The organism is Microlunatus ginsengisoli, from assembly GCF_039537205.1.
In the GTDB taxonomy this organism is placed as follows: Bacteria; Actinomycetota; Actinomycetes; order Propionibacteriales; family Propionibacteriaceae; genus Microlunatus; species Microlunatus ginsengisoli.
Genome location: NZ_BAABAB010000036.1, coordinates 105,392 through 125,045, shown reverse-complemented (window position 1 = coordinate 125,045; position 19,654 = coordinate 105,392). Strand labels below are relative to the sequence as shown.

Annotated in this window: 18 protein-coding genes; 8 read left to right on the top strand and 10 right to left on the bottom strand. The window is 72.6% G+C overall.

Annotation, left to right across the window (positions count from 1 at the left end; all coding sequences use genetic code 11):
* Nucleotides 1–13 precede the first annotated feature (13 nt).
* The 3 genes from ABD747_RS21130 to ABD747_RS21120 all read right to left on the bottom strand — a co-directional run bounded on the left by ABD747_RS21130 (nucleotide 14) and on the right by ABD747_RS21120 (nucleotide 1,514).
* Complete coding sequence (locus ABD747_RS21130; RefSeq protein WP_344808337.1) at nucleotides 14–499, bottom strand: hypothetical protein; 486 nt, start codon at nucleotides 497–499, stop codon at nucleotides 14–16.
* Nucleotides 496–1,086 carry a hypothetical protein gene (locus tag ABD747_RS21125; protein WP_344808335.1) on the bottom strand — a complete coding sequence of 197 codons (591 nt, stop codon included), beginning with the start codon at nucleotides 1,084–1,086 and terminating at the stop codon, nucleotides 496–498. The genes ABD747_RS21130 and ABD747_RS21125 overlap by 4 nt, the downstream gene beginning before the upstream one ends.
* A 113-nt stretch (nucleotides 1,087–1,199) precedes the next feature.
* On the bottom strand, nucleotides 1,200–1,514 hold the full coding sequence (locus ABD747_RS21120; RefSeq protein ID WP_344808333.1) for a hypothetical protein: 315 nt from the start codon (nucleotides 1,512–1,514) through the stop codon (nucleotides 1,200–1,202).
* A 453-nt stretch (nucleotides 1,515–1,967) separates the two neighbouring features.
* Here ABD747_RS21120 and ABD747_RS21115 point away from each other — a divergent pair, with 453 nt between their 5' ends.
* Both ABD747_RS21115 and ABD747_RS21110 read left to right on the top strand, forming a co-directional pair.
* Nucleotides 1,968–2,600, top strand: a complete 633-nt coding sequence (locus ABD747_RS21115) for a phosphatase PAP2 family protein (protein ID WP_344808402.1) — start codon at nucleotides 1,968–1,970, stop codon at nucleotides 2,598–2,600.
* Nucleotides 2,537–3,214 (top strand): phosphatase PAP2 family protein, encoded by a 678-nt coding sequence (locus tag ABD747_RS21110; protein ID WP_344808331.1) that lies wholly within the window; start codon nucleotides 2,537–2,539, stop codon nucleotides 3,212–3,214. Before ABD747_RS21115 ends, ABD747_RS21110 begins: the two co-directional genes overlap by 64 nt.
* A gap of 235 nt (nucleotides 3,215–3,449) precedes the next feature.
* On the opposite strand, the gene ABD747_RS21105 is transcribed toward ABD747_RS21110, so the two are convergent.
* Entirely contained in the window at nucleotides 3,450–3,707 is a 258-nt protein-coding gene (locus ABD747_RS21105; RefSeq protein WP_344808329.1) for an SHOCT domain-containing protein, read from the bottom strand.
* Between the two features lie 280 nt (nucleotides 3,708–3,987).
* Between ABD747_RS21105 and ABD747_RS21100 the strand changes: the two genes are divergently transcribed.
* Complete coding sequence (locus ABD747_RS21100) at nucleotides 3,988–4,230, top strand: hypothetical protein (RefSeq protein ID WP_344808327.1); 243 nt, start codon at nucleotides 3,988–3,990, stop codon at nucleotides 4,228–4,230.
* Nucleotides 4,227–5,801 (top strand): FMN-binding glutamate synthase family protein, encoded by a 1,575-nt coding sequence (locus ABD747_RS21095; protein ID WP_344808325.1) that lies wholly within the window; start codon nucleotides 4,227–4,229, stop codon nucleotides 5,799–5,801. The genes ABD747_RS21100 and ABD747_RS21095 overlap by 4 nt, the downstream gene beginning before the upstream one ends.
* Before the next feature lie 546 nt (nucleotides 5,802–6,347).
* Here ABD747_RS21095 and ABD747_RS21090 read toward each other — a convergent pair.
* The 5 genes from ABD747_RS21090 to ABD747_RS21070 all read right to left on the bottom strand — a co-directional run bounded on the left by ABD747_RS21090 (nucleotide 6,348) and on the right by ABD747_RS21070 (nucleotide 14,341).
* Complete coding sequence (locus ABD747_RS21090) at nucleotides 6,348–7,721, bottom strand: hypothetical protein (RefSeq protein WP_344808324.1); 1,374 nt, start codon at nucleotides 7,719–7,721, stop codon at nucleotides 6,348–6,350.
* Between the two features lie 58 nt (nucleotides 7,722–7,779).
* Nucleotides 7,780–10,374 (bottom strand): ATP-binding protein, encoded by a 2,595-nt coding sequence (locus ABD747_RS21085; protein ID WP_344808322.1) that lies wholly within the window; start codon nucleotides 10,372–10,374, stop codon nucleotides 7,780–7,782.
* A complete protein-coding gene (locus tag ABD747_RS21080; protein ID WP_344808320.1) occupies nucleotides 10,374–11,462 on the bottom strand; it encodes a hypothetical protein in 1,089 nt (362 codons plus the stop codon). The genes ABD747_RS21085 and ABD747_RS21080 overlap by 1 nt, the downstream gene beginning before the upstream one ends.
* A 39-nt stretch (nucleotides 11,463–11,501) precedes the next feature.
* A complete protein-coding gene (locus ABD747_RS21075; protein ID WP_344808318.1) occupies nucleotides 11,502–12,089 on the bottom strand; it encodes a hypothetical protein in 588 nt (195 codons plus the stop codon).
* A gap of 1,376 nt (nucleotides 12,090–13,465) precedes the next feature.
* On the bottom strand, nucleotides 13,466–14,341 hold the full coding sequence (locus tag ABD747_RS21070; protein ID WP_344808316.1) for a hypothetical protein: 876 nt from the start codon (nucleotides 14,339–14,341) through the stop codon (nucleotides 13,466–13,468).
* Nucleotides 14,342–14,502: 161 nt separating this feature from the next.
* On the opposite strand from ABD747_RS21070, the gene ABD747_RS21065 reads away from it, so the two are divergent.
* The 4 genes from ABD747_RS21065 to ABD747_RS21050 are packed head-to-tail and all read left to right on the top strand — an operon-like array spanning nucleotide 14,503 to nucleotide 18,323.
* The gene (locus tag ABD747_RS21065; protein WP_344808314.1) at nucleotides 14,503–15,846 is read left to right on the top strand and encodes a hypothetical protein; all 1,344 of its coding nucleotides are present in this window, start codon (nucleotides 14,503–14,505) and stop codon (nucleotides 15,844–15,846) included.
* The gene (locus ABD747_RS21060; RefSeq protein ID WP_344808312.1) at nucleotides 15,843–16,853 is read left to right on the top strand and encodes a hypothetical protein; all 1,011 of its coding nucleotides are present in this window, start codon (nucleotides 15,843–15,845) and stop codon (nucleotides 16,851–16,853) included. Before ABD747_RS21065 ends, ABD747_RS21060 begins: the two co-directional genes overlap by 4 nt.
* Nucleotides 16,850–17,422 (top strand): hypothetical protein, encoded by a 573-nt coding sequence (locus ABD747_RS21055; RefSeq protein WP_344808310.1) that lies wholly within the window; start codon nucleotides 16,850–16,852, stop codon nucleotides 17,420–17,422. The genes ABD747_RS21060 and ABD747_RS21055 overlap by 4 nt, the downstream gene beginning before the upstream one ends.
* The gene (locus ABD747_RS21050; protein WP_344808308.1) at nucleotides 17,409–18,323 is read left to right on the top strand and encodes a hypothetical protein; all 915 of its coding nucleotides are present in this window, start codon (nucleotides 17,409–17,411) and stop codon (nucleotides 18,321–18,323) included. Before ABD747_RS21055 ends, ABD747_RS21050 begins: the two co-directional genes overlap by 14 nt.
* A 39-nt stretch (nucleotides 18,324–18,362) precedes the next feature.
* Here ABD747_RS21050 and ABD747_RS21045 read toward each other — a convergent pair whose 3' ends face one another.
* Nucleotides 18,363–19,634, bottom strand: coding sequence for an NYN domain-containing protein (locus ABD747_RS21045; protein ID WP_344808306.1), 1,272 nt, complete (start codon nucleotides 19,632–19,634; stop codon nucleotides 18,363–18,365).
* Nucleotides 19,635–19,654 lie beyond the last annotated feature (20 nt).

Here is a 19,654-nt window from a genome sequence, read left to right as displayed (position 1 = left end):
CGATCGGGCGCTGTCAGGTGATGGCGTCGGCGGCGCTGCGCCGCAGCAGACCGACCGCTCGACGGGCCCGGTTCCGTTCCGCGCCGGTCACTCCGGGCAGCGGCTCACCGGTGTGCCTGTCCTGCACCGCCCACAGGTCGAACGGGGCGAGGTCGCCGACGTCGTCGGGGTGCAGCTCCCCGAACACGGCCCGGATCGCCGCAACCATCTCCGCGTACGCATCGGGGCCGAAGCCGGGCAGCCGGCCGACCAGGTGGCGGTGCCGGACCGCGACCTCCGCCACCCGTACCGCTTCCGGCACCGGGACCGCGGCCACGCCCGTGCCGGAACCGCTGGTGCCCGTCGCGTCGGGGACCGACGTATCGAGCCCGGCCGCGTTCAGCGCTGCCAGGGCCGACCCGATCAGGTCGGCCGACCGCGCCAGGTAGGCCCGGTCCAGCCGCGCCCGCTGCACCGGTGTCGCGTCCAGATACAGCCGGGCCGGGTCGGGGCCGCTCATTGGTGCACCCCCGCCCAGGCGCGGGCGTAGACGGAGTGCCGGTGCGCGGTGTGGACGGCGACGTGCAGGTTCGCGGCCCACCAGTCCTTCAGCTCCGCGTGCCACTGCTGCAGCGCATCGGCCTCGGTCCCGTACTGGTCCCGGACCGCGTCCAGGTCGACCGGGTAGCCGGTCTCCGGTCCGAACGTGTCCGGGGTGACCTGCTCCGGCGGGACCGCCTCCACCTCCGCGACCCGGTCGGCGTACGCGTCGATCACCGACAGGTGCTCGGCCAGCTCGGCCGGTCGCAACCCGACCAGGTGCCGGCTGAGCAGGCCGTGCACCTGCCGGCGGGTCAACGTCGCCGGCGTGCCCTCGTCGGCGTCGGGAATGCCGGCACGAACCGCCGCCAGCAGCTCGAGGGCGCCGGCGGTGCCGGGTCCCGCGTCGGCGGGCCGATGGCCGACGGTGCTCTCCTTCCGGCGGCCCGGACCGGCGTGACGGTGCTCCAGGTCGAGGTCCGACTCCGGGTGCGTTGTGGGGGCGAACTGGCCGCCGGCCGGGGAGCCGGCGGGACGGCGTTCCCGCGGATGGGTCTGTGTGCTCACGCGTCCCAGGTGTGCGGCGGCTGGCGCGGTTCCCGAGCCGGTGAGGACGTCGGCCGCCCCCGACCTCACCCGACAGCGCCGGGCGGGCAGCCCTTCGAGTGCAGGTGGTCGGGTCAGTTGCCGGCCCGAGTCGACCGGAACCAGCGGTCCTCGCCGATCGACGCCATCAGGTCCGGGTCGGCGGCGTCGTCGTCCGGCCCGTAGACGCCGGCGTCACCGCCTGAGGCGTTGTCCCAGGCGGCCGTGCCGTACACGTACCGGGGCGGCGGGGTTCCGGCGTCGGCGAAGTCTGCCTCGGACGGGGCGAAGTCGGCGTCGCCGGGGAGCGGCAGGTCCGTCGCCGACTCGGGCCGTGGCGCCGGTGAGAACTGGCCGCCGGCGGGCGACCCGGCGGGGCGACGGCTCGGGGTGATGGGTTGTGCGGTCACGTCCCACCGGTGTGCGGCGACCCGCCAGGTGCTGCTGAAGATCGTCGGCGGACTGGTCGGCGCTGGGTGGACGGCCTGTTGTCGAATCGCCCGTTAGCGGGCGTAGCCGTAGACCTGGGCGACGGTCGAGGTGACAAGCCGTCTGCCGTCGGCAACCAATTTGCGCGCGGTGGTCGTCCCAGTCGGGGCTCGATGACGACGGCTCGAGGTGTGGCGTGCCGCGTCGCGTGTCGGTGGCGGCGACTCAGTCCGGGATCTTTCGTGGCGTGGATCGGTCCGTCCGGAAATGATGCTCCACTGTTCGGTCTTGACCGTCGGTCCCCAGGTTAGATGCAGATCGACTCAGATGGTCGGGGTGTGCGGATGGTTGGTTACGGTGGATCGATGGCGGGCCGGACTGCGACAACGGTGGTTCGTTCCCAGGTGCGGCGCACGGTGCGAGCGGTGGTCGCCATGGTGCTGTTCACCTTTCCGGTCCTGTTGTTGGCTTGGGCGATCCGGCAGCGGTCTGGCCTGGTGTTCGTGTTCGACCAGTGGGCAGTCACGGACGCGACGGGCACGACGCGCGCGTGGGACCTCGCCTCGGTGGCCGTGTTCGTGCAGGCTGTATTCCATCCGTTCGTCGTCTACGTCGCGGCGACGCTGATGGTGATCTACGCCGGGCTCGGTCAAGGGCTGCGCTCCCGGGCGCTGTGGGCGTTCACCACGATGATGGTTGGCTGGGCGATAGGTGCCGCCGCCAAGCAGGTCGTCCATCGTCTCCGACCGGTGTTGCCTGATCCACTGACCCGGCTCGGCGGGTACTCGTTCCCGTCGGGCCACGCGCTGAACATCACCGTCGCGACCACCGCATTGCTGTTCTTGTTCTGGCCGGTGCTGTCGCCCGCTTCTCGCCGGTTGGCCGTGGCCGGCGCCGTGGTCCTGATCACGATCGTCGGGTTGGACCGGATCTTTCTGGGTGTCCACTTCCCCTCTGATGTCGTTGCAGGCTACGTCCTGGGTTTCGGGATTACGTTCTCCTCATGGATCGCATTCGTCGGACCGGCGGCCGGGATCTCGTTGTCCTCGTCCTCGGCCCGGCGTTAGCGCTGTGGGTGGTGATCTTGGGCATCGGTCTGCTTGTGACCGGACCGCTGTCGGGGACCCTCGGTGGCGAGGACGACATCGTCCGGACCTTGGTGTCCCGCCGCAGCAACACGTGGAACTCCATCACGTTCTACTGGTCACACATCGGCAACATCGAGTGGGTCATCGCCGTGTGCCTGATCGGGTCGGGCTTGATCCTCTGGCGGACCCGGGACTGGAGACTTGCCGCGGTGCCTTGTCTGGCGGTCTTGCTTCAGTTCGTGATCTTTGACACCGTCTCGATCCTGGTCGGTCGGGCGCGGCCTCCGGTGCGCGAGTTGGACCTTGCGCCGCCGACCACCAGCTATCCGAGCGGACATGTGAGCGCAACCATGGCCCTGTACCTCACCTTCGCACTGCTGGCTGCCACCCGGCTCCAGTCCGGGTGGCTGTGTCGGCTCACCGTCGTCGCATTCCTCACCTTCCCTCTGCTGGTGGCCTTCGGCCGCCTGTACGAGGGCATGCACCATCCCACCGACGTCGCGGCCGGGCTCTTCAACGGTGTTGTCTGCGCCCTCCTGGCATTCAACTGGTATCGACACACACACCGCGCAGCTGGCGCGCACCGTACCTGACGTCACGGGTGCACCGAGCACAGGCTTGCGGTGCCGACACGTGTCACAGCGCAGACTGGTGCTGCGTGCGTACTGCGGAAAGCGTGCCGAGCCAGCGGGCCGAATCTGGTGGAGCGTCAACTCGCCCGGCACCGCCCATCCGAGCCTGCGCCTGAGGCGGCAAACGGCGCAGGAGCAGGCGGCAAGCATCTGCGCACGCTTTGGATCAGGCGTGGAATCGGGAGCCTGTCGGCTGTCACCGCCGCCTGGGCTGGGACGTTGTGTCGGTCGCGTCCAGTGCGCTCAGTCGGAGGTAGTACTCCTCGTCGTCGATCTCGCCGCGGGCGAACCGATGGGCGAGCAGTTCGCGGGGCGAGGAGGGCACGCTGGTGGCATGGTGGCTGCGGTTCCGTACCAGCAGGACGATCGCAGCGGCCGCGGCAATGGCCAGGAGCAGGAAGATCAGGCCGCCGAGCCATGCGCCGGCCATCATCCCGGAACCCATCCCCATCATGGCTGCCACCTTCCCGAGCGCGCACGTGTTGTCACTCTTACGATGCCGCGGCGTCAATGACGAGCGCAGGGCCGGATGGCAGCGTTGCCCGGGACCGAAGACCATCCTGGGATCTTGTCGGGTGGGATCGAAGCGCGTCGTCGGGAGTCGAGCCGCCGACGCGCTCGTTTTGCTTCACCCGACCAGCACATCTCTAGGACAGCCACCTTGAGCGGCATCCAGACCCACGCCCTCGGCAGCACGGTCGGTGAAACCGGGGGTCGTGGGTAAGGAAGCTCACATGAGCGATCTGAACGACGCCGACCTGGCCCCCACGGGTGGAGAGGCGGGCGGCACTCCGAGCGAGTCGGACTTGCCGTCGATGCAAGGTCTGGGCGACAGCGTCGACGATCCTAGTGATCCGACCGCGGCCCGCGACGATGACGCCGGCAGCGTCGGGGACAATCCGGCGGCACTGTTGAACGACGACGAAGGGCCGTCTGATCCGATGCCCGACATGTCGGGTACGTCGGGCAGCCAGTGAAGTTGTCGAGAGCACTTCCGTCCGCCGCGGCGTCGGCGTTGGCGGCGGTCGCCGCTCGTGATCTGATCCAGCGCCGCCATTCGCTGCTGCGGAACTTCCCGGTGCTCGGCCACGCCCGCTACCTGCTCGAGGCGATCGGTCCGGAGCTGCGGCAGTATCTGGTGGCTGCCAACAACGAGGAGCGGCCGTTCACCCGGGACCAGCGCCGCTGGGTCTATGCGTCGGCCAAGGGGGAGAACAACTACTTCGGGTTCGGCACAGACAACGACGTCGAGTACACCGCCGGCTATCCGATCATCAACCACCGGACTTTCGGCCGAGCCATTCCTCCGTCCGCGCCCGCGGCCGGTCACGAGGTAGCGCTCCCTTCGGCCAAGGTGCTAGGCGCCGCGCGGGGCCGACGCTCGGCGTTCCGGCCGTCCTCGGTGGTCAACATCTCAGCGATGAGCTTCGGTTCATTGTCCGGGAACGCCGTCGCGGCCTTGAACACCGGCGCGGCTCTGGCCGGCTGCCTGCACAACACCGGGGAGGGCGGGATTTCGCCGTACCACCGCAAGGGCGGAGAGCTCGTCTTCCAGATCGGCACGGCGTACTTCGGCTGCCGCGACGAGGACGGCAGGTTCAGCCTGCAGCGACTGAAGGGCCTGGTCGAGGAGAATCCCGTCCGGGCTCTGGAGATCAAGCTGAGTCAAGGCGCCAAGCCAGGTTTGGGCGGGGTGCTGCCCGGTGCGAAGGTGTCGGCCGAGATCGCCGCGACGCGTGGGGTGCCGGTCGGCCGCGACTGCATCAGCCCCTCCCGGCACGCCGAGTTCGACGATCCCGACAGCCTGCTGGATTGGGTGGAGATGCTTGCTGCCGAGACCGGGCTACCGGTTGGCATCAAGTCAGCCGTCGGGGACCTCGCATTCTGGGACGAGCTGACGACGTTGATGGCCGAGTCCGCGCGCGGGGTGGACTTCGTCACCGTCGACGGCGGAGAGGGCGGCACCGGCGCCGCCCCGCTGATCTTCACCGACTCGGTGTCGCTGCCGTTCCAGCTCGGGTTCAGCCGGGTGTATTCGATTTTCGCGGCGAAGGGTCTGCAGGAGAAGGTGACCTTCATCGGCGGCGGCAAGCTCGGGTTGCCCGACAACGCCGTGGTCGCTTTCGCGCTGGGATGCGACATGGTGAACGTGGCCCGCGAAGCGATGCTGGCCATCGGATGCATCCAGGCCCAGAAGTGCCACACCGACACCTGTCCCACCGGGGTCGCCACCCAGAACCCGTGGCTGGCGCATGGTCTCGACCCACAGCTGAAGTCGGTTCGAGCGGCGAACTACATCAAGACCCTGCGGCGCGACCTGGTGAAGGTGGCCGAGTCGTGCGGCGTCGAGCACCCAGGACTCATCGACGTCAACTCCGTGGAGATCCTTGACGGGCGGACCGCCTCCACCTCGCTGCGTGACGTGTACGAGTACCGGCCAGGTTGGGGACTGCCGTCCGAGGATGACCGACAGGCCATCATCGAGCTGATGACCGACCAAGACGAACAGGGCGGCAGCGCGCCCGCCTCACCGACGGCGCGCGGCTGAAGATCTCGTCTTCAGGAGCGCGTGGCCCCAGGAAGGTCTGTTCCGTCCGTGTCCCAGCCGCGTACAACATTTCCGGCACGGCAGAGGAGGACCGGAACGCGCTGAAGACGCTCGCGACGACGGTGTGATCAAGGTCGAGGCGCTGGCCCTGGTGAACCGTGATGACGGTAGCAAGCTGCACGTGAACGACACCACGAACGAGCACGGCATCGGCGCGGTGGCCGGGGGCATCGGTGGCGCCCCTGGTCGGAATGATCTTCCGCCGCATTGTTGGCGTCGCCTGCCGTCGCTCCGAACTCTGTCCACTCCATCAGAAGGGCGGATTGCCGCGCCAAACCTGACTGTGAAGGTTCCAGCGACCGCCTTTCGTCGGTTTCATTCTGTCCGAGCTACCCGATCGGCGCAGGTCAGATTGCGCTAAACACAACAACGCACATCTCGAGCGGCTGATCGAGCGTGCCGGCACTCGAGCGACGCATTTGCGGGGACGCGGGGCCGCAGACGGACCGGGTGGCCGGCGATCCGCCGGCAAGCAAGCGGTGCGGCTCAATCGCACCCGCCGGGGTCGATGGTGTTGGCCGGATCCGAGCCCAGCTGCAGCGATGAGCTGAACAGCAGTACCTCCCTGTGGGCGAGCCGGCCCAGCTCCAGCCGGACGCCGTCCGGACGGTCGCCAAGCCCGGACCGAAGTTCGGCGACCTGGGCGAGACATTCCTCGAAAGTCCGCTTCAACCGTTCGTGACGCTCCAGCACCGAAGCCAGGTCGACCACCGCACCGGCCCGGCGGGCGACCGGTTCGCACTCGGCCTCCACATAGGCCGCGGCGGCGTCCCGCACCGCCGGGTGGCGTTCGCCTGACGCGGCGGAGACCGCCGCCACGAAGGCCCGGATCTTCTTGCCGGACGGTCGGGGCAGTGGGGCGACGGCGGCCAGGGCGACGGTGTGCGCCACCGCCTGCGGCTCGTCGAGGATGCCGCCGCAGGCGAGCAGCCGGGCCGCCTGGTCGCGGCTGAACCCGCTCCAGATGCCGAGCAGCGCCGGGTCCAACTCGGGCTGAGGGGACGGGGGTTGCGGGGACAGGGGGTGCGCGGGCTCGGGTTCGCCGGCCCGCGCCCACCGGCGAAGGGACCGGTGGGCGAGCCCGTTGTCGGCGGCGAGCAGGGCATGGAGCCGCTCCCGGTCGACCAGGTGGGTGAGACGCCGCACCGGCGGCAGGCCGAGCCCCCGCAGCAGAGCCTCCGCCTGCAGGTGCACGTCGTCCCGGGCGGCGCGGGTCAGGGCCTCCACGGCGTCGGCGACGTCGGCGCACCGCTCCGGGTCGAACGACGGGGCGAGGGCCGCGGCGGGTTCGGTGGTCGGTTCGGTCGGCCGCGGCCCGGGTCCGGTCGGCCCACCGCAGATTCCGACCCATTCGCCGTTCGCCAGCAGTCGGAACCGCTCGTAGAACCGGCGCAGGTCGCGCTGCTGCCAGACGGCGGCGGTCGAGGCCAGCTTCCACGCCCAGCCGCGGACCGAGCCGGCCCGCCGCGGGTCGAAAGTGGTCGACGGCGGCAGCATCTTGTCGATCAGCAGGATCCGCAGCCGCTCGGTCAGGTCGGCGCGAAGCCGCAGGTCGTCGCCGCGGCCCGACCGGGCGCACATTCGCCACGCCACCGCCGCCGGGACGTCGGACCCGTCGATCAGCACAGCCAGTCCGCGACGCAGCCGGTCGACGTCGAGGTCGCCGCGCCGCCACGCGTCGAGCAGCGGCTCCGCGGCCGCGTCCAGGTCGGCGACCGGCGGTAGTGCCAGCGCCGCGGGGAGCCGGGCGGCGGGCGCGGCACGCTCGCGGTCCGGGTACGGCGGCAGCCGGCAGCGCTGTCCGCCGACCGCGGCCGCGTGCGGCTGGTGGCGGGTCGGGATCCCGGTCGCGACGGTCATGGGCCGCTGGTGTGCGGCGGTCGACGATCCGGCGACAGCGGGCCGGCGCAGGCTCAGTTCATCGGTGCGGCGCGGCGACGGGCGTGTTCGTCGGTGCGGCCTGTTGCCGGGCGCGGATGTCGAGGCCGTTGGTGGAGGCGGCACGGAGGAACCAGTCCGGGATGGTGATCTCGACCGGGACGCAGCGGCCGGCCAGGTCGACGTGGTAGCCGACCGCGCCACGGTGCACGACCCGGTCGGCGTCGACCAGGGCCTTGAGGCTGCGCCAGTCGAACGCGGCGGTCTCCCTGGCGCCGTCTTCGGTGGTGTCGCCGCCGATCCGCGGTTTCGCCGTCACCCGGGCCATCCGCTCCGGGGTGGGGTCGAGCTTGAACAGCTCGAAGGAGGCTCGGGCCTCGTCGGCGTCGGGAATGGACAGGATCAGACCGCGGGAGATGTAGCCGGCCATCCCGGCGTCGAGGGCGTCGGAGACCTTCTGGGTGAGCAGCACCGGGAAGACCTCCAGCGCCCGGGCGAGCCGGCCCAGCCGGTCCATCTCGGCGCGGCCGGCGGTGGTGAACACCCAGCCCTCGTCGAGGAACACCACGCCCTGCCGGCCGGTGAGGGCCGACATGGTGCCGAACACCATCATCCGGACCAGGGCCAGCGCGGTCCGCTGGGTCACGTCGGGGTTCGCGGCGCCCGGCTCCGGCAGGTTGAGGTGCGAGTTGCCGACCTCGATCAGGGTCAGGCCCTGCGACAGTCGCAGACCGTCGCCGGCCGGGTCGAGACCGACCAGGGCGCGGACCTGCGGCACCGACTCGAGCAGGGTGTCGACGGCGTCGACCATCCGGGTGATCACCGGGTCGTCGAGGTCGGCGCGGGCGGTGTGCAGCGCCTGCCCGGTGGCGCCGGCGCCGCGGTCGATCCCGTGCTTGAGCGCCTTGAACAGGGCGATCTCGTAGCCGTCGCGGTCCGGGCCCCACGGGTTGATGCCGAGGAGCACGCTCACCGCCAGATCCATGCCCTCCCGGGGGCTGCGGGCGAACCGCAGCGGATCCACCGCACCGTCGGCGGCGGTCAGCTCGTCGAGGCGGAACGAGCGGCCGCCGACGGCGTCGATCAGCGGCTGCAGCGACTGGCCCGGTTTCGGGTTGAACAACACCACCGGTGTCTTCTCGCCGAGCGCGTTCGGCACCTGCGCGGCCTGGTAGGCCGCCCACTGGGCCAGGATCGTCTTGCCAGACCCGGACGCCGCGGGGACCATCATGACCGGGACTTGGTCGTCGTTGGACGCGGCCGCCGTGTTCATCCAGGCCGGCTGCCGGTCGGTCTCGGTGAAGCCGAGCAGGATCGAGTTCGCCGGCGGGTCGCCGACGGTGGACAGCGAGGTGACGCCGGAGAAGGTGACGGCGTGGGCCGGCAGATCGTGCAGCGTGGGGTTGCCGCGGGCCGGTGAGCACAGCCAGGTCTCTGCCATCGCCACCGGCTGCAGGTCCGACATGGGGGCCAGGGTCAGCGGCAGCCGCCCGGGGCTGATGTCGCGCAGGTCGGCCACGTTGCCGTCGAACCCGACGATCGCCGACAGGCCCTTGATCGTCGGCGGCGCGGTCCCGTTCGCGTAGAGGTCCTCCACGCCGGCCAGCCGGGCCAGCCGGGTGTCCTGCTCGCCGCGGGACGACTTGCCGGCCGCGGCCCGCTCCACGATGTCGCGCTCGTACAGCTCCTTGTTGCGGCGGACCACGCCGCGGGTCACTTTCGCCGGCTCCACCTTGCCGCGCACCGACACCGCCAGCGCACCCATGCCGAGCAGGGTCGACACCCAGCGGGCCCGCCGGTCGTGGCAGCCGATGCCGTCGATGTCGAAGTCGGTGACGGAGGCCAGCGTCACGGCCCACTGGTCGGGCACCGCGGCCGGGTCCCAGTCGGCGCAGTCGGCGGCCGGGCTGGGGCCGGTGGCCCGGACCGCGGCCTGCATCGTGCCGAACAGGTGCAGGTGGTCGTGGTGGGCCATCATCGGCGTGTCGGCGTAGCGGCCCAGGTTCCACCAGCAGTTGGCGAGCCGGACGTCTGCGTCGGTGGGGGTGCTCAGCCCGGCCCGGGTCAGGTCGGCGTCGAGCCGCTGGAAGTCGCGGCCGAACTCGACCAGCGGCACCCCGGCCGAGGTGAGTGACTCGGCGAAACCGCGCACGGCGTCGCGCAGGCCGCCGGACGTGTCGACCGCCGGCACCAGCCGCACCCCGAGCAGCACCAGCCGCTGCTCGACGGTCCGCTGCCCGAAGACCCCCGCCAGCAGGTCCTGCAGCGGGTGCCCGGCGGGCGGGGAGAACCGGCGGGGCACGTTGACCGCGAGCAGGTGGAACTCCCGGTACGACGTCTCGGCCAGTCTCCGTCCGCCGACGGTGGCGGCGGAGCGGGAGAAGGTGTCGAACGCCTCCGCGAGGGGAAGCACGGACCGTTCGAGCTCGGCGTCGTCGCGGGCGTCGACCATCGGCGACAGCGGGACCCTCTTGTACAGCCAGACGCTGCCGATGCCGTCGCGGGAGTTGGGGCTGACCCCGATCAGGCGTCCGTCGCCGAGATTGGTGCGCATCGTCGTCGGCCAGGCCGGGACGTCCCGCATGGCGGCGGGCCAGCCGCCGGCAAGCCGTGCCGCACGCCGCCCGAACGCCATCAGCCGCCGTCCGACCGGTGCTGCGTCGGCGGGGCCGCCGGGGTGGTCGCCGTGCCGGGGGCGCCGGTGCCCGGCTGCAGGCTGCGGCCCTCGATCCGGTTCCCGAACGGAGTGAGCAGCTCGCCGGAGCCGGCGGCACCCCAGGCGACGACGACCGGGCTGGCGGTGTCGGCCCGTTGCACCAGCAGGTCGAAGGAGGCCGGGGAGACGTCGGCGGCGGGCACGTCCGGCGGGGCGGCGGTCTGGCCCTTCGCCAGCCAGTACAGGCCGGCGTCGACCCGAACGACCATCGACGGCGGCACCCCGCCCGGGGTCCGCGGCCCGTTCGGGCCCCACACCTCGCCGGCCTGGCCGATCTGCAGCGAGACGAACACCGCCCCGGCGAGCGGCATGTAGGCGTGACCGGCGTCCGGGTCGCCGATGGACTGTCGCAGGGCGGCCGGGTCGCCGGACGTGTAGGCGGCGGCCCACGCCCTGATCGCGGTCTGCACGGCCGGGGTCGGGGTGGCCGGGATCAGGGTCTGCCAGCCGGGCGGCTGCGCATCCGGGTCGGCCGGCGGCAGTGCCACCAGCGACGGGTCGCCGACGGTGACGGTGCCGCCGGCCGGCGTGGTCGCGGTGGTCACCGACACCTGGAACAGCTGTCCCGTTGCGGCGAGCACCGTGAAGGCGTGGGTCTCCATGTCGGCCGGCGGCCCGGGGGTGCCGGCCACGGGGGACGGCGTCGGCAGCGGGGTCGCGCCGTCCCAGGTGAGCAGCTGCCCGCCGCCGGGCAGTGGCGACGGGGTCCGCTGCATCCACCGCAGCACCGCCGAGGTGGCGGCGGCCCGCGACGGCGGGTCGGCCGTCCCGGTGGGGGTGGCGGCGGGCTCGGCGCGGGCGAGGTTCACCATCAGCGCGACCGCCAGGACCGGCACCAGGACCAGCGAGGCGCCGACGGCGGCCCGGACCCAGCGCAGCCGGAGCCGGCCCCCGGTGAACGGCCGCGGCAGGTCGGTGCGGGGGACATCGGGCGCGGTATCGACCAGCCAGTCGTGTACGCCCGCGCGCCGTCTCGCGCGGAACGGCCGGCTTCGCGGTCGTCGCATCGGTGGCCTCCCTCGGTCCGCGGTCGCTCGGGTGCCGGTTCAGGCGATCAGCTCGCCGAGCGCCCGCAGCCGGTCCAGCACGGCCTGGTCGACGGCCCGGACGGCGAGGACGACCTGGCGGGCCGCCTTCGTGTGTGAGGGGCGCAGCCGCACCGGGTTGCGGCCGGCGGCGGCAGCGGCGAGCGCGTTGACGGCGCGGACCCGTTCCGGGCCGATCTCCACCGCGGTCAGCAGCGCGTCCATGTCGGAGTCTGCGCCGGTGATGGCCTGCAGGTCCCGCAGGCCGCGGGCGGTGTCGCCCGCGCCGGCCAGCGACGCCTCGGTAACCGCGGCCGGGTCGGCGGCGGTGCCGAGCAGCTGCCCGGCCAGCCGCAGGTCGTCCCCCGGCAGTGCGGCGAAGGTGGCGAACCGGTCCAGTACCCGGCGGACGGTGGCCCGGTCCAGTGCCTCGCGGGCGGGCCTGCGGTGCGCCGGCCGGTCCCGCGGCGTCGGGTCCGGCGGGCCGGGGAGGGTGTGTGCCGGGTCGCGCCGGCCGACGGAACGCGCCGTGCGGGTGCCCGGATCGGCGGCGCCGGCCGCCGGGTCGGTGCCTGGCACGAGGGGCGGGTCGATCGTCTGCGTGGTCACATCCCACACCATGCGGCGAACGCTTCATCGAGTGTCCGCTCGGCCCGACGCCCGCCCGACGGGCGTGGCCGGCGAGCGGGTCGGGTGCTGGGCACGAACCGCGCGGCCGGGCGGACGGCGTCGGACGGCGCGCCGCCAACTGGGCTCGACCAACAGGGGTGCCTGTCCAGGCTGTCCAGGGCCTGTCCAGGCATTTCCGGTTCGAGCCTGGACAGCAACCGGAAATCATCACACCTGACCAGAAGCAGTTTACAACGTAAGATCTGGGCTACTACTACTACTGACCAGGCTGTCCAGCCACATACACATATCTCTATACGCGAGAGCGAGTGTGTATATATCTCCCTCCGGAACCGGAGAACAACACATATACACACCGTTCTTCACACATACACATACACAAAACACCCTGGACGACCCGGACAGCCTGGAAACCGGCACCTGACCAGGTGAAACGCTGACCAGGGCAACCAAATCGAGCCTGGACAGCCTGGACAGAACCGCCGAAACCGCGCCGTTCAGCCTCCAACCGACGGTCCGCGCAGCCGAAAACCGCTCCGTTCAACATTCAACTATCGGAACGTGGGTCCCCACCAGCTGCTCGCGATCGTGTGACGGACCCCATGGTGAGGACCGGCGGCCCACCGGTGTGACCATCGAGGGTCGGTGTCCGGCGCGTGAAGCCGGCACCGGGGGTCGACCGCGTGGGTCGGGGGCCTGTCGGAGGATCGGGCGGTGGCGACCGGGTGCCTGTCCAGGCTGTCCAGGGCCTGTCCAGGCATTCCTGGTTCGAGCCTGGACAGCAACCGGAAATCATCACACCTGACCAGAAGCAGTTTACAACGTAAGATCTGGGCTATTACTACTACTGACCAGGCTGTCCAGTCACATACACATATCTCTATACACGCGAGCCTGGGTATTTATATCTGCACCGGAGAACACACATATACACACATATACACACCGTTCTTTACACATACACATACACAAAACACCCTGGACGGCCTGGACAGCCTGGAAACCGGCACCTGACCAGGTGAAACGCTGACCAGGGCAGCCAAATCGAGCCTGGACGGCCTGGACAGAACGGCCAAAACGGCCCCGTTCAGGCTTCAACCGCCGCTCCGCGCAGCCGAAAACCGCTCCGTTCAACATTCAACTATCGCAAGAACGGGGTCAAAACCCGCTCCGTTCAATATTCAACTATCGGGCCACAGACCTGTCCGACCCCGCGCGTGCGCCGTCGCCACCGGCTGCGCACCGTCGTGTGTTGCTCGAGGAGCGCCACGCCGGATCAGTGGAAAGGGCGGCGCCCGGTTCAGGGCGGCGGCCGTGCCCAGCCAGCCCTGCGAGCGTGGGAGGTGTGAGCGGGCTCAGGTCAACCGGAAGTCGTCGTAGGAGCCCGCCGGGATCGGTGTGCTGCGCAGCGGCGGCTCCACCGCCGGCTCGAGGTCGTCGACGGCCACCTCCGCCTCCCGGCCCGCCCAGGCGATGTCCGTCCGCTGCTGCCGACGCACCGGCGCCAGCGCGCCCGCCAGGTCGTCACGGAGCCGGGCCGGCGGGGCCGACGGGTCGACGCCGGCCAGGTCCCGGCTCGCCAGCCACGCGTCCAGCTCGATCGCCAGTTGCGGCGCCTCGGCACTGACCGCCCCGTCGCCCACATAGGTGCGGTACCGGGCCAGCACCATCCGCAGCGCCGACGACAGCAGGTGGAACCCGCCCGGCGCGGAGTCGGGGCGTCCCGGCGCCACCAGTCCGGCCCAGATCGGCGGGACGTCGAAGCCGCCGTCGGCCTCCGACAGGCCGCGCACCGCCAGGCAGGCCGCGGCGAGCTCGGGCAGACCGGCGCCGCCGCCGGCGGACGCGATCAGGTAGGCGGCGGGCAGCGGCAGCGGGGCCGCGATCCCGGCCAGCTGCAGATCGTCGCCGATGTCGTCGGCGCCGCGCGGCACCAGGTCCAGGTGGTCCTCGACGGTGCCGAAGCCGCCGGACGGGCTGACCGCTGCCGGCCCGGGCGGGGGCTGGGGACCGGCGGTCAGGCCGTTCGGCAGCCGTGCCGACACGCTGGTCCACGGGTCGCCGGCGGGCAGCGCGCGGACGAACGGGCCGATCATGGCGGCGAACCAGACGCAGGTTCGCACCGGGTCGTCGGCGAGCGCCGCCACGGCGGCCCGCTCCACCTCGACCCGCCTCACCAGGCCGGTGAGCGGGTCGCAGGTCGTGGTCAGGTACGCGAGCAGAGGATCCATCACATCCGTCGAATCGGCGTGCGCCGCCGGACGGGCACGCGGTTGTGGTCGTGGGCAGGACATCCGGCGCGGGCTGTCGTGTCGGCCTCCGATCCGGCGGGCCGGGGCGCGCCGGGCGCGGGCGCGGACGCTTTTTCGGACCTGCCCACATAGAGCAGGGTGTGACGAGCAGATACCGCATCGGCCTGGTCGGCGACTTCGACCATCTGCGCCGACCCCTGCGCGATGCCAGCTACAGCCCGGTCGGTGGACCGTTCTGCCACGCTGTCACCTCCGAGATCGAGCAGCTGCTGGGCGGCGGCCGGGTGCCGGTGCTCATTGCCGACCTCCCCGACGACCCGGCCTGCGTCGCCTGGGTTCGGAGGCTACTGCACGCCGGCCACCGGCTGGTCGTGGTCGGCGGCGCCGACGGCGACGACCTGGCCGTGCCGCGCCGGGTCAGCCGGACCGCCAGCCTGGCCGACGCCCTCAGCCTGTGCGGCGCCTCCGGGTCCATGGTGCCGGAGACTTTCCGGGACGTCCCGCTCATCGCGTCCGAACCTGTGATGTCGCCGCCACCGGTACGCGACGCGACCGGGGCCGAATCGGACTGGACCGCCGACGATCCGGTGGAGCTGGTGTTCGACGGTCCGCGGCGGGGCGGGCCCGCGCACACGCCGGCCCCGGTGCTGGTGGTGTTCGGCGCCCGCGGCGGTCTCGGCAAGACGTCGGTGGCGCAGGCCCTGGCCGGCACCGCGGCCGCCGCCGGCCTGCGCACCGTGCTGGTCGACGCCAACCGGGAGCAGCCCGACCAGACGCTGCTGCTGCGGCTCGACCCGGACCGGCCCGTCCCCTCCGTCTACGACGCCGCCCGCAGCGGCCGGCCGGAGGACGCCGTCGCTTCGCCCGGCGAGCTGGATCGGCTCCGCGGGGTCCGACGGGACAAGGTGCGGTTCGCGTTGGCCGCCGGGCCGCCGGCGGCGGTGCCGGGCGCCGCGGAGGCCTGCACCCCGGCCGTGTACCGCCGCGTCGTCGACCACGCCGCCCGGGTCGGCGACCTGGTCGTCGTCGACACCCACCCGGTGTCCGCCTCCCACCCGACCGACATGGTGACCGGACTTGTCCTGCCGCTGCTGCGCGGCGGGGCGTGGGGGCTCGGGCTGACCGACTCCTCCGTGCCGGGCCTGCGGCACCTGGAGGAGACGCTCGACTTCCTGACCGACCGTGGTGTGCCGCCGGACCGGCTGCTGACGCTGGTCAACCGGGCACCCCGCTCGGCGGAGCTCGACATGACGCTGCTCGGGTCCCGGCTGGCGCGGCGTTCCCACTGGATCGGCCCGATCCACACCGACGACGAGGACATCCAGAACCGGTCCAACGCCGGCGTCGTGCTGACCGACGTGCCGGCGATGGCGCATCAGGTCGAGCAGGTGCTGTCCCGCGTCGCCGGGCTGGAGGTCCGCACCGCCCCGCCCGGCCGGCGCCGCCGCGGCCCATTGCGGCGGTTGACCGGGAGAGCGGGGTGAGCGCCGTGCCCAACCCGGAACCCGCCGGGACCCCCGACCCAGCCGAAGACATCGACCCGGCCGCCGCGGGGTCCGCGCCGCTCGACCATCCGCTGCTGGCGACGATCACCGGCTGGCTCGGGGCCATCATCCTCGGCGAGGAGGCGGCCGCCCTGCTCCGGCGCGCCGACGCGGGCGACGTTCCGGACGTCGACGCCCCGGAGACGGTGCTGTCCGCCGGACAGGTGTGGATCTGGCGCGAGTCCCGGATCGACGTCGGCCGCAAGAGCCGGGCCGGCGGCGGCCGGACCTACCGGATGCCGGTCCGGGTCCGCTGGGGCGGCGGCCACCTCCGGCTCGACCGGCCGGGCTCGGGCGACCCCCGCGCCTGGTCCGCCCGCGGCATGGGCTGGTCGCTGGCCGGCCACACCGACCTGACGGCGCCGCCGTCCGGCCTGACACAAGCCGGCGACCCGTCGCTCGAGCCCCTGCCGGGCGCGCCGCGGGAAACGCTGACCCGGCTCGCCGAGACGGGCCGGGCGGCCCGGTGGGAGTTCCTGCTGTGGCTGCAGCCGACGGTGAACTCGGCGTTGCGGAAGGCGCACGCCGGCATCCGCGGCGAGATGGGCACCGACACCCGGCCGGCGCCGCCGCTGGTCGACCAGGTGAAGCTGGAGCAGCTGGCGGACCTGATGCTGTTCGGCGACGGGGAGACCGCGTCGTCCGCCGACCGGCTGATCGCGCTGTGCTGCGCGCCGGACACGTTCCTGCGGGTCGACCCGCTGCGCTATCTGACGACCGCGGTCCGCCGGGACGCCGCCACCGTCCTGCGCCGGGCCGTCGGCGACCCGCACATCGGCCGCAAGGTCCGACAGGTCGCCCGCGAGCTCGGCACCACCGACGTCGCCCGGGTGGTCGCGGCGTACCGGCGCCGCTGGCCCGAGGACCACCTCGCCGCCGAGCGCGCCCAGCAGGCGTTGTCGGTGGGAGCTGATCCAATGGCGGCCTGGGTCAGGGTCGAGGGGTGAGCAGCATGGACGTCGAAGCCGGCACCCGCGACGAGCCCGAGCCTGCCCGGACCAGCTCCCGCCTGCAGCCCGCCTCCCCGCACCGCGGCTCCGACAACCTGCGCCGCGCCCCGTCGAGCGAGCAGCTCACCGCGGCCGCCGACCGGGCCCGCGAGGGCCGGGCCCGGTTCCTGCTCGCCGTCCTCGACGGCAGCCAGAGCCTGGCCGAGGTGCCGTGGACGGCGTGCGCGGGCGACGACCGCCGGCTGCTGCGGGTGCGGCTGCGGCAGCTGGTCACCACCGCGCCGCTGTGGGACGCCCGCCGCAGCAACGCCGCTCTCGGCCACGTCGCCATGCTCGCCGGCGCGGCCTTCGCCGAGGTGCGGGACGCCCAGCTGGCCTGGCTGGTCGACCCGCGCTCCTCCGGACGCCGCATCCTGGCGTGGCTGGACGCGTTCCGGCCGCGGAGCCGGCCCTGGCACGGGTTCCCGTTCGCGCCTGTCCCCGACACCTTCCCGGCAGAGGGGCCCGGCCGCCCGCCCGTCCTCGCCGCCAGGACGGTCGACGGTGAGCTCCGTGACCGCCGCTGAGCAGCCCGAGCCGCCGCTGCTCCCGTTCGGCGTCGACGACTTCTCCCCGACGCTGGCGTTCCCGCGGGTCCTGCAGACGCTCCGCCGCGCGCACCGCGCGGGACGGCTCGACGAAGCTCTCGACCTGTTCCTGCTGGCCTGGCGTCCGGCCTTGTCCCGGCAGGCGTTCCTGCTGGTCCACGCCCGCAACCTGGACCCCAACACGTGGGCCGACGACGCCCTCGCTGTGGTGATGCTGCAGGTGTACGACCGGCTGCCGCGGCTGGTCGCGTCCACGGTGCCGGTGCAGAACCTGCTGGCGTTCCTCCGGCAGGGCATGACCCGCGCCTTCGACGCGTATCTGGACAGTCCAGGCGGGCTCGACGGCCGCGGCGAGATGTCGAACGTGCACCGTCGCCGGATGCGGCTCACCACCCTCCGCCAGCTCTACCGGACCCGGTACGGCGTCGAACCGGGCGCGGACCAGGCCTTTCTGGACTGGGCGAACGCGGAGCTGGGCAAGACCCACAAGAACCCGGGACGGTCCGGGATGGTGTTCACCGCCGCCGACCTCGCGCCGGTCGAGTCGGTGCTGTCGACCGATGCCGACGGCGGCGAGTCGCTGGCGGTGGCCCAGGACGAACCCGACACCGGCGTTTTGTCCGCGCTGGACCGCAAACGGCTCGCGGCCGCCGTCATCCACTGCGCCGAAGGCATCGACCCGACACTGCACCGCTGCGCGGAGGTGATGTTCGCCTCCCAGCTCACCGACCAGCCCGAGGCGATGCCGGGGCTGAAAGACGTTACCCAGGTGCTGCACGTGCGATCCGCCCGGGCCGACCAGCTGTGCACGCAGGTCAAGGGGCTGGCCCGCGACATCCTGGCCGAACGGTTCGGCATCGACGGTGTCGACGACCCCTGAGTCCCGGCTCGGCCCGCCTGGACGATCGCCGGTGACTCGTCACGCCGCCCCGGTCAGGCCGGAGGCAGCCCTGGGCCCGTTCCTCGCGGGCCCGTCCCCCGCGGGCCCGGTGCCGGCGGCTCGCTCGACACCGCTGAGGAACCCGGCCCTCAGGTCGGTCCGGTTGTGCTCGTCGTCGCGGACCCGGACGTGCGCCGCGCCGAAACGGAGCAGGGGCGCGTCCACCTCCAGCGGCAGGAAAGGGGCCCGGTCGGCGATCTCGCCGAGCAGCCGGTCCCGCTCCGCGGCAGCGGTCCGCTGCAGCCACCGGTCGGCGAAGCTGCGGCCGGCCAGCCACGCGCGCGACACCTCCCGCTGCGGCGCGGGCGCAGGTCCGGTACCCGCGCCGCCGTCCCGGTCGGTGCCGTCGTCGCGGCCCGGGCGCAGCCCGCGCCGTGCCGGGTCTGGCATCCCGGGCAGCACCGGCTGCACCCAGGCCCGGAAGTCGCGCCGGGGCATCACGGCGGCGGTCAGGGCCAGCACCACGGCCCCGGCCGGCTCGACACCGGTCCCGGCAGCGGCGGAATGCTCGTCCGCGGACGGAGCACCCAGTCCGGCCATCCGGGCGAACAGCCGGGACCGGTTCGTCGCCGCCGCCGAGAGGTTGGCGACGTCGACGGTGAGGACCGTGTCGACCAGGCCGCGCAGGTGCGACGACACACCCATCGCCCTGCCGCCGTCGACGATCGCGCACAGGTGGACCCGCAGGCCGCGCCGCCGGGCCACCTCGACGCCGGGGGACAGGTCGTCGTCGCCGGCCAGCAGCACGACGTCTGCCGGTGGCGCGGCGTGGTAGGCGAGCTCGACCAGGTCCGCCACCAGCAAGGTGTCGACCCGTTTCTGCCGGAGCCGGCCGGTCCGGTCCCGCTGGACGGTGCCGAGCCGCAGCTGCACATCCGGTTCGGCGCGGAGCGCGGCCAGCCACGGCGTTCCCAGCCGCCCGGTCCGGTCGTCGGCGTCGTACCAGCCGAACGCGACCTGGCCCGGTCCGGTGGGGCCCGGTCCGGTGGGGCCCGGTCCGGTGGGGCCCGGCAGCTCCGCGAGCTGGGTGCGCAGCGCGTCGCGGAGGAGCCCGACGATGCGGCTGACGTCGAAGATGCAGTTCGACACGGTCGCCTGGTTGCGCTGCGCGGCCAGGGCGAGAACGTAGCCGGCGTCGACCAGCACCGGCACCGTGCAGCGTGCCGGCCCGAGGATCGGAGCGCGGTCCGGGAGACCCGGCGCCCCGGCCGGCGGCGGGTCGGGCGTGGGCGGGTGGCTGCGGGTGTTCACGGCTCCCGCGTGTGCGGCAG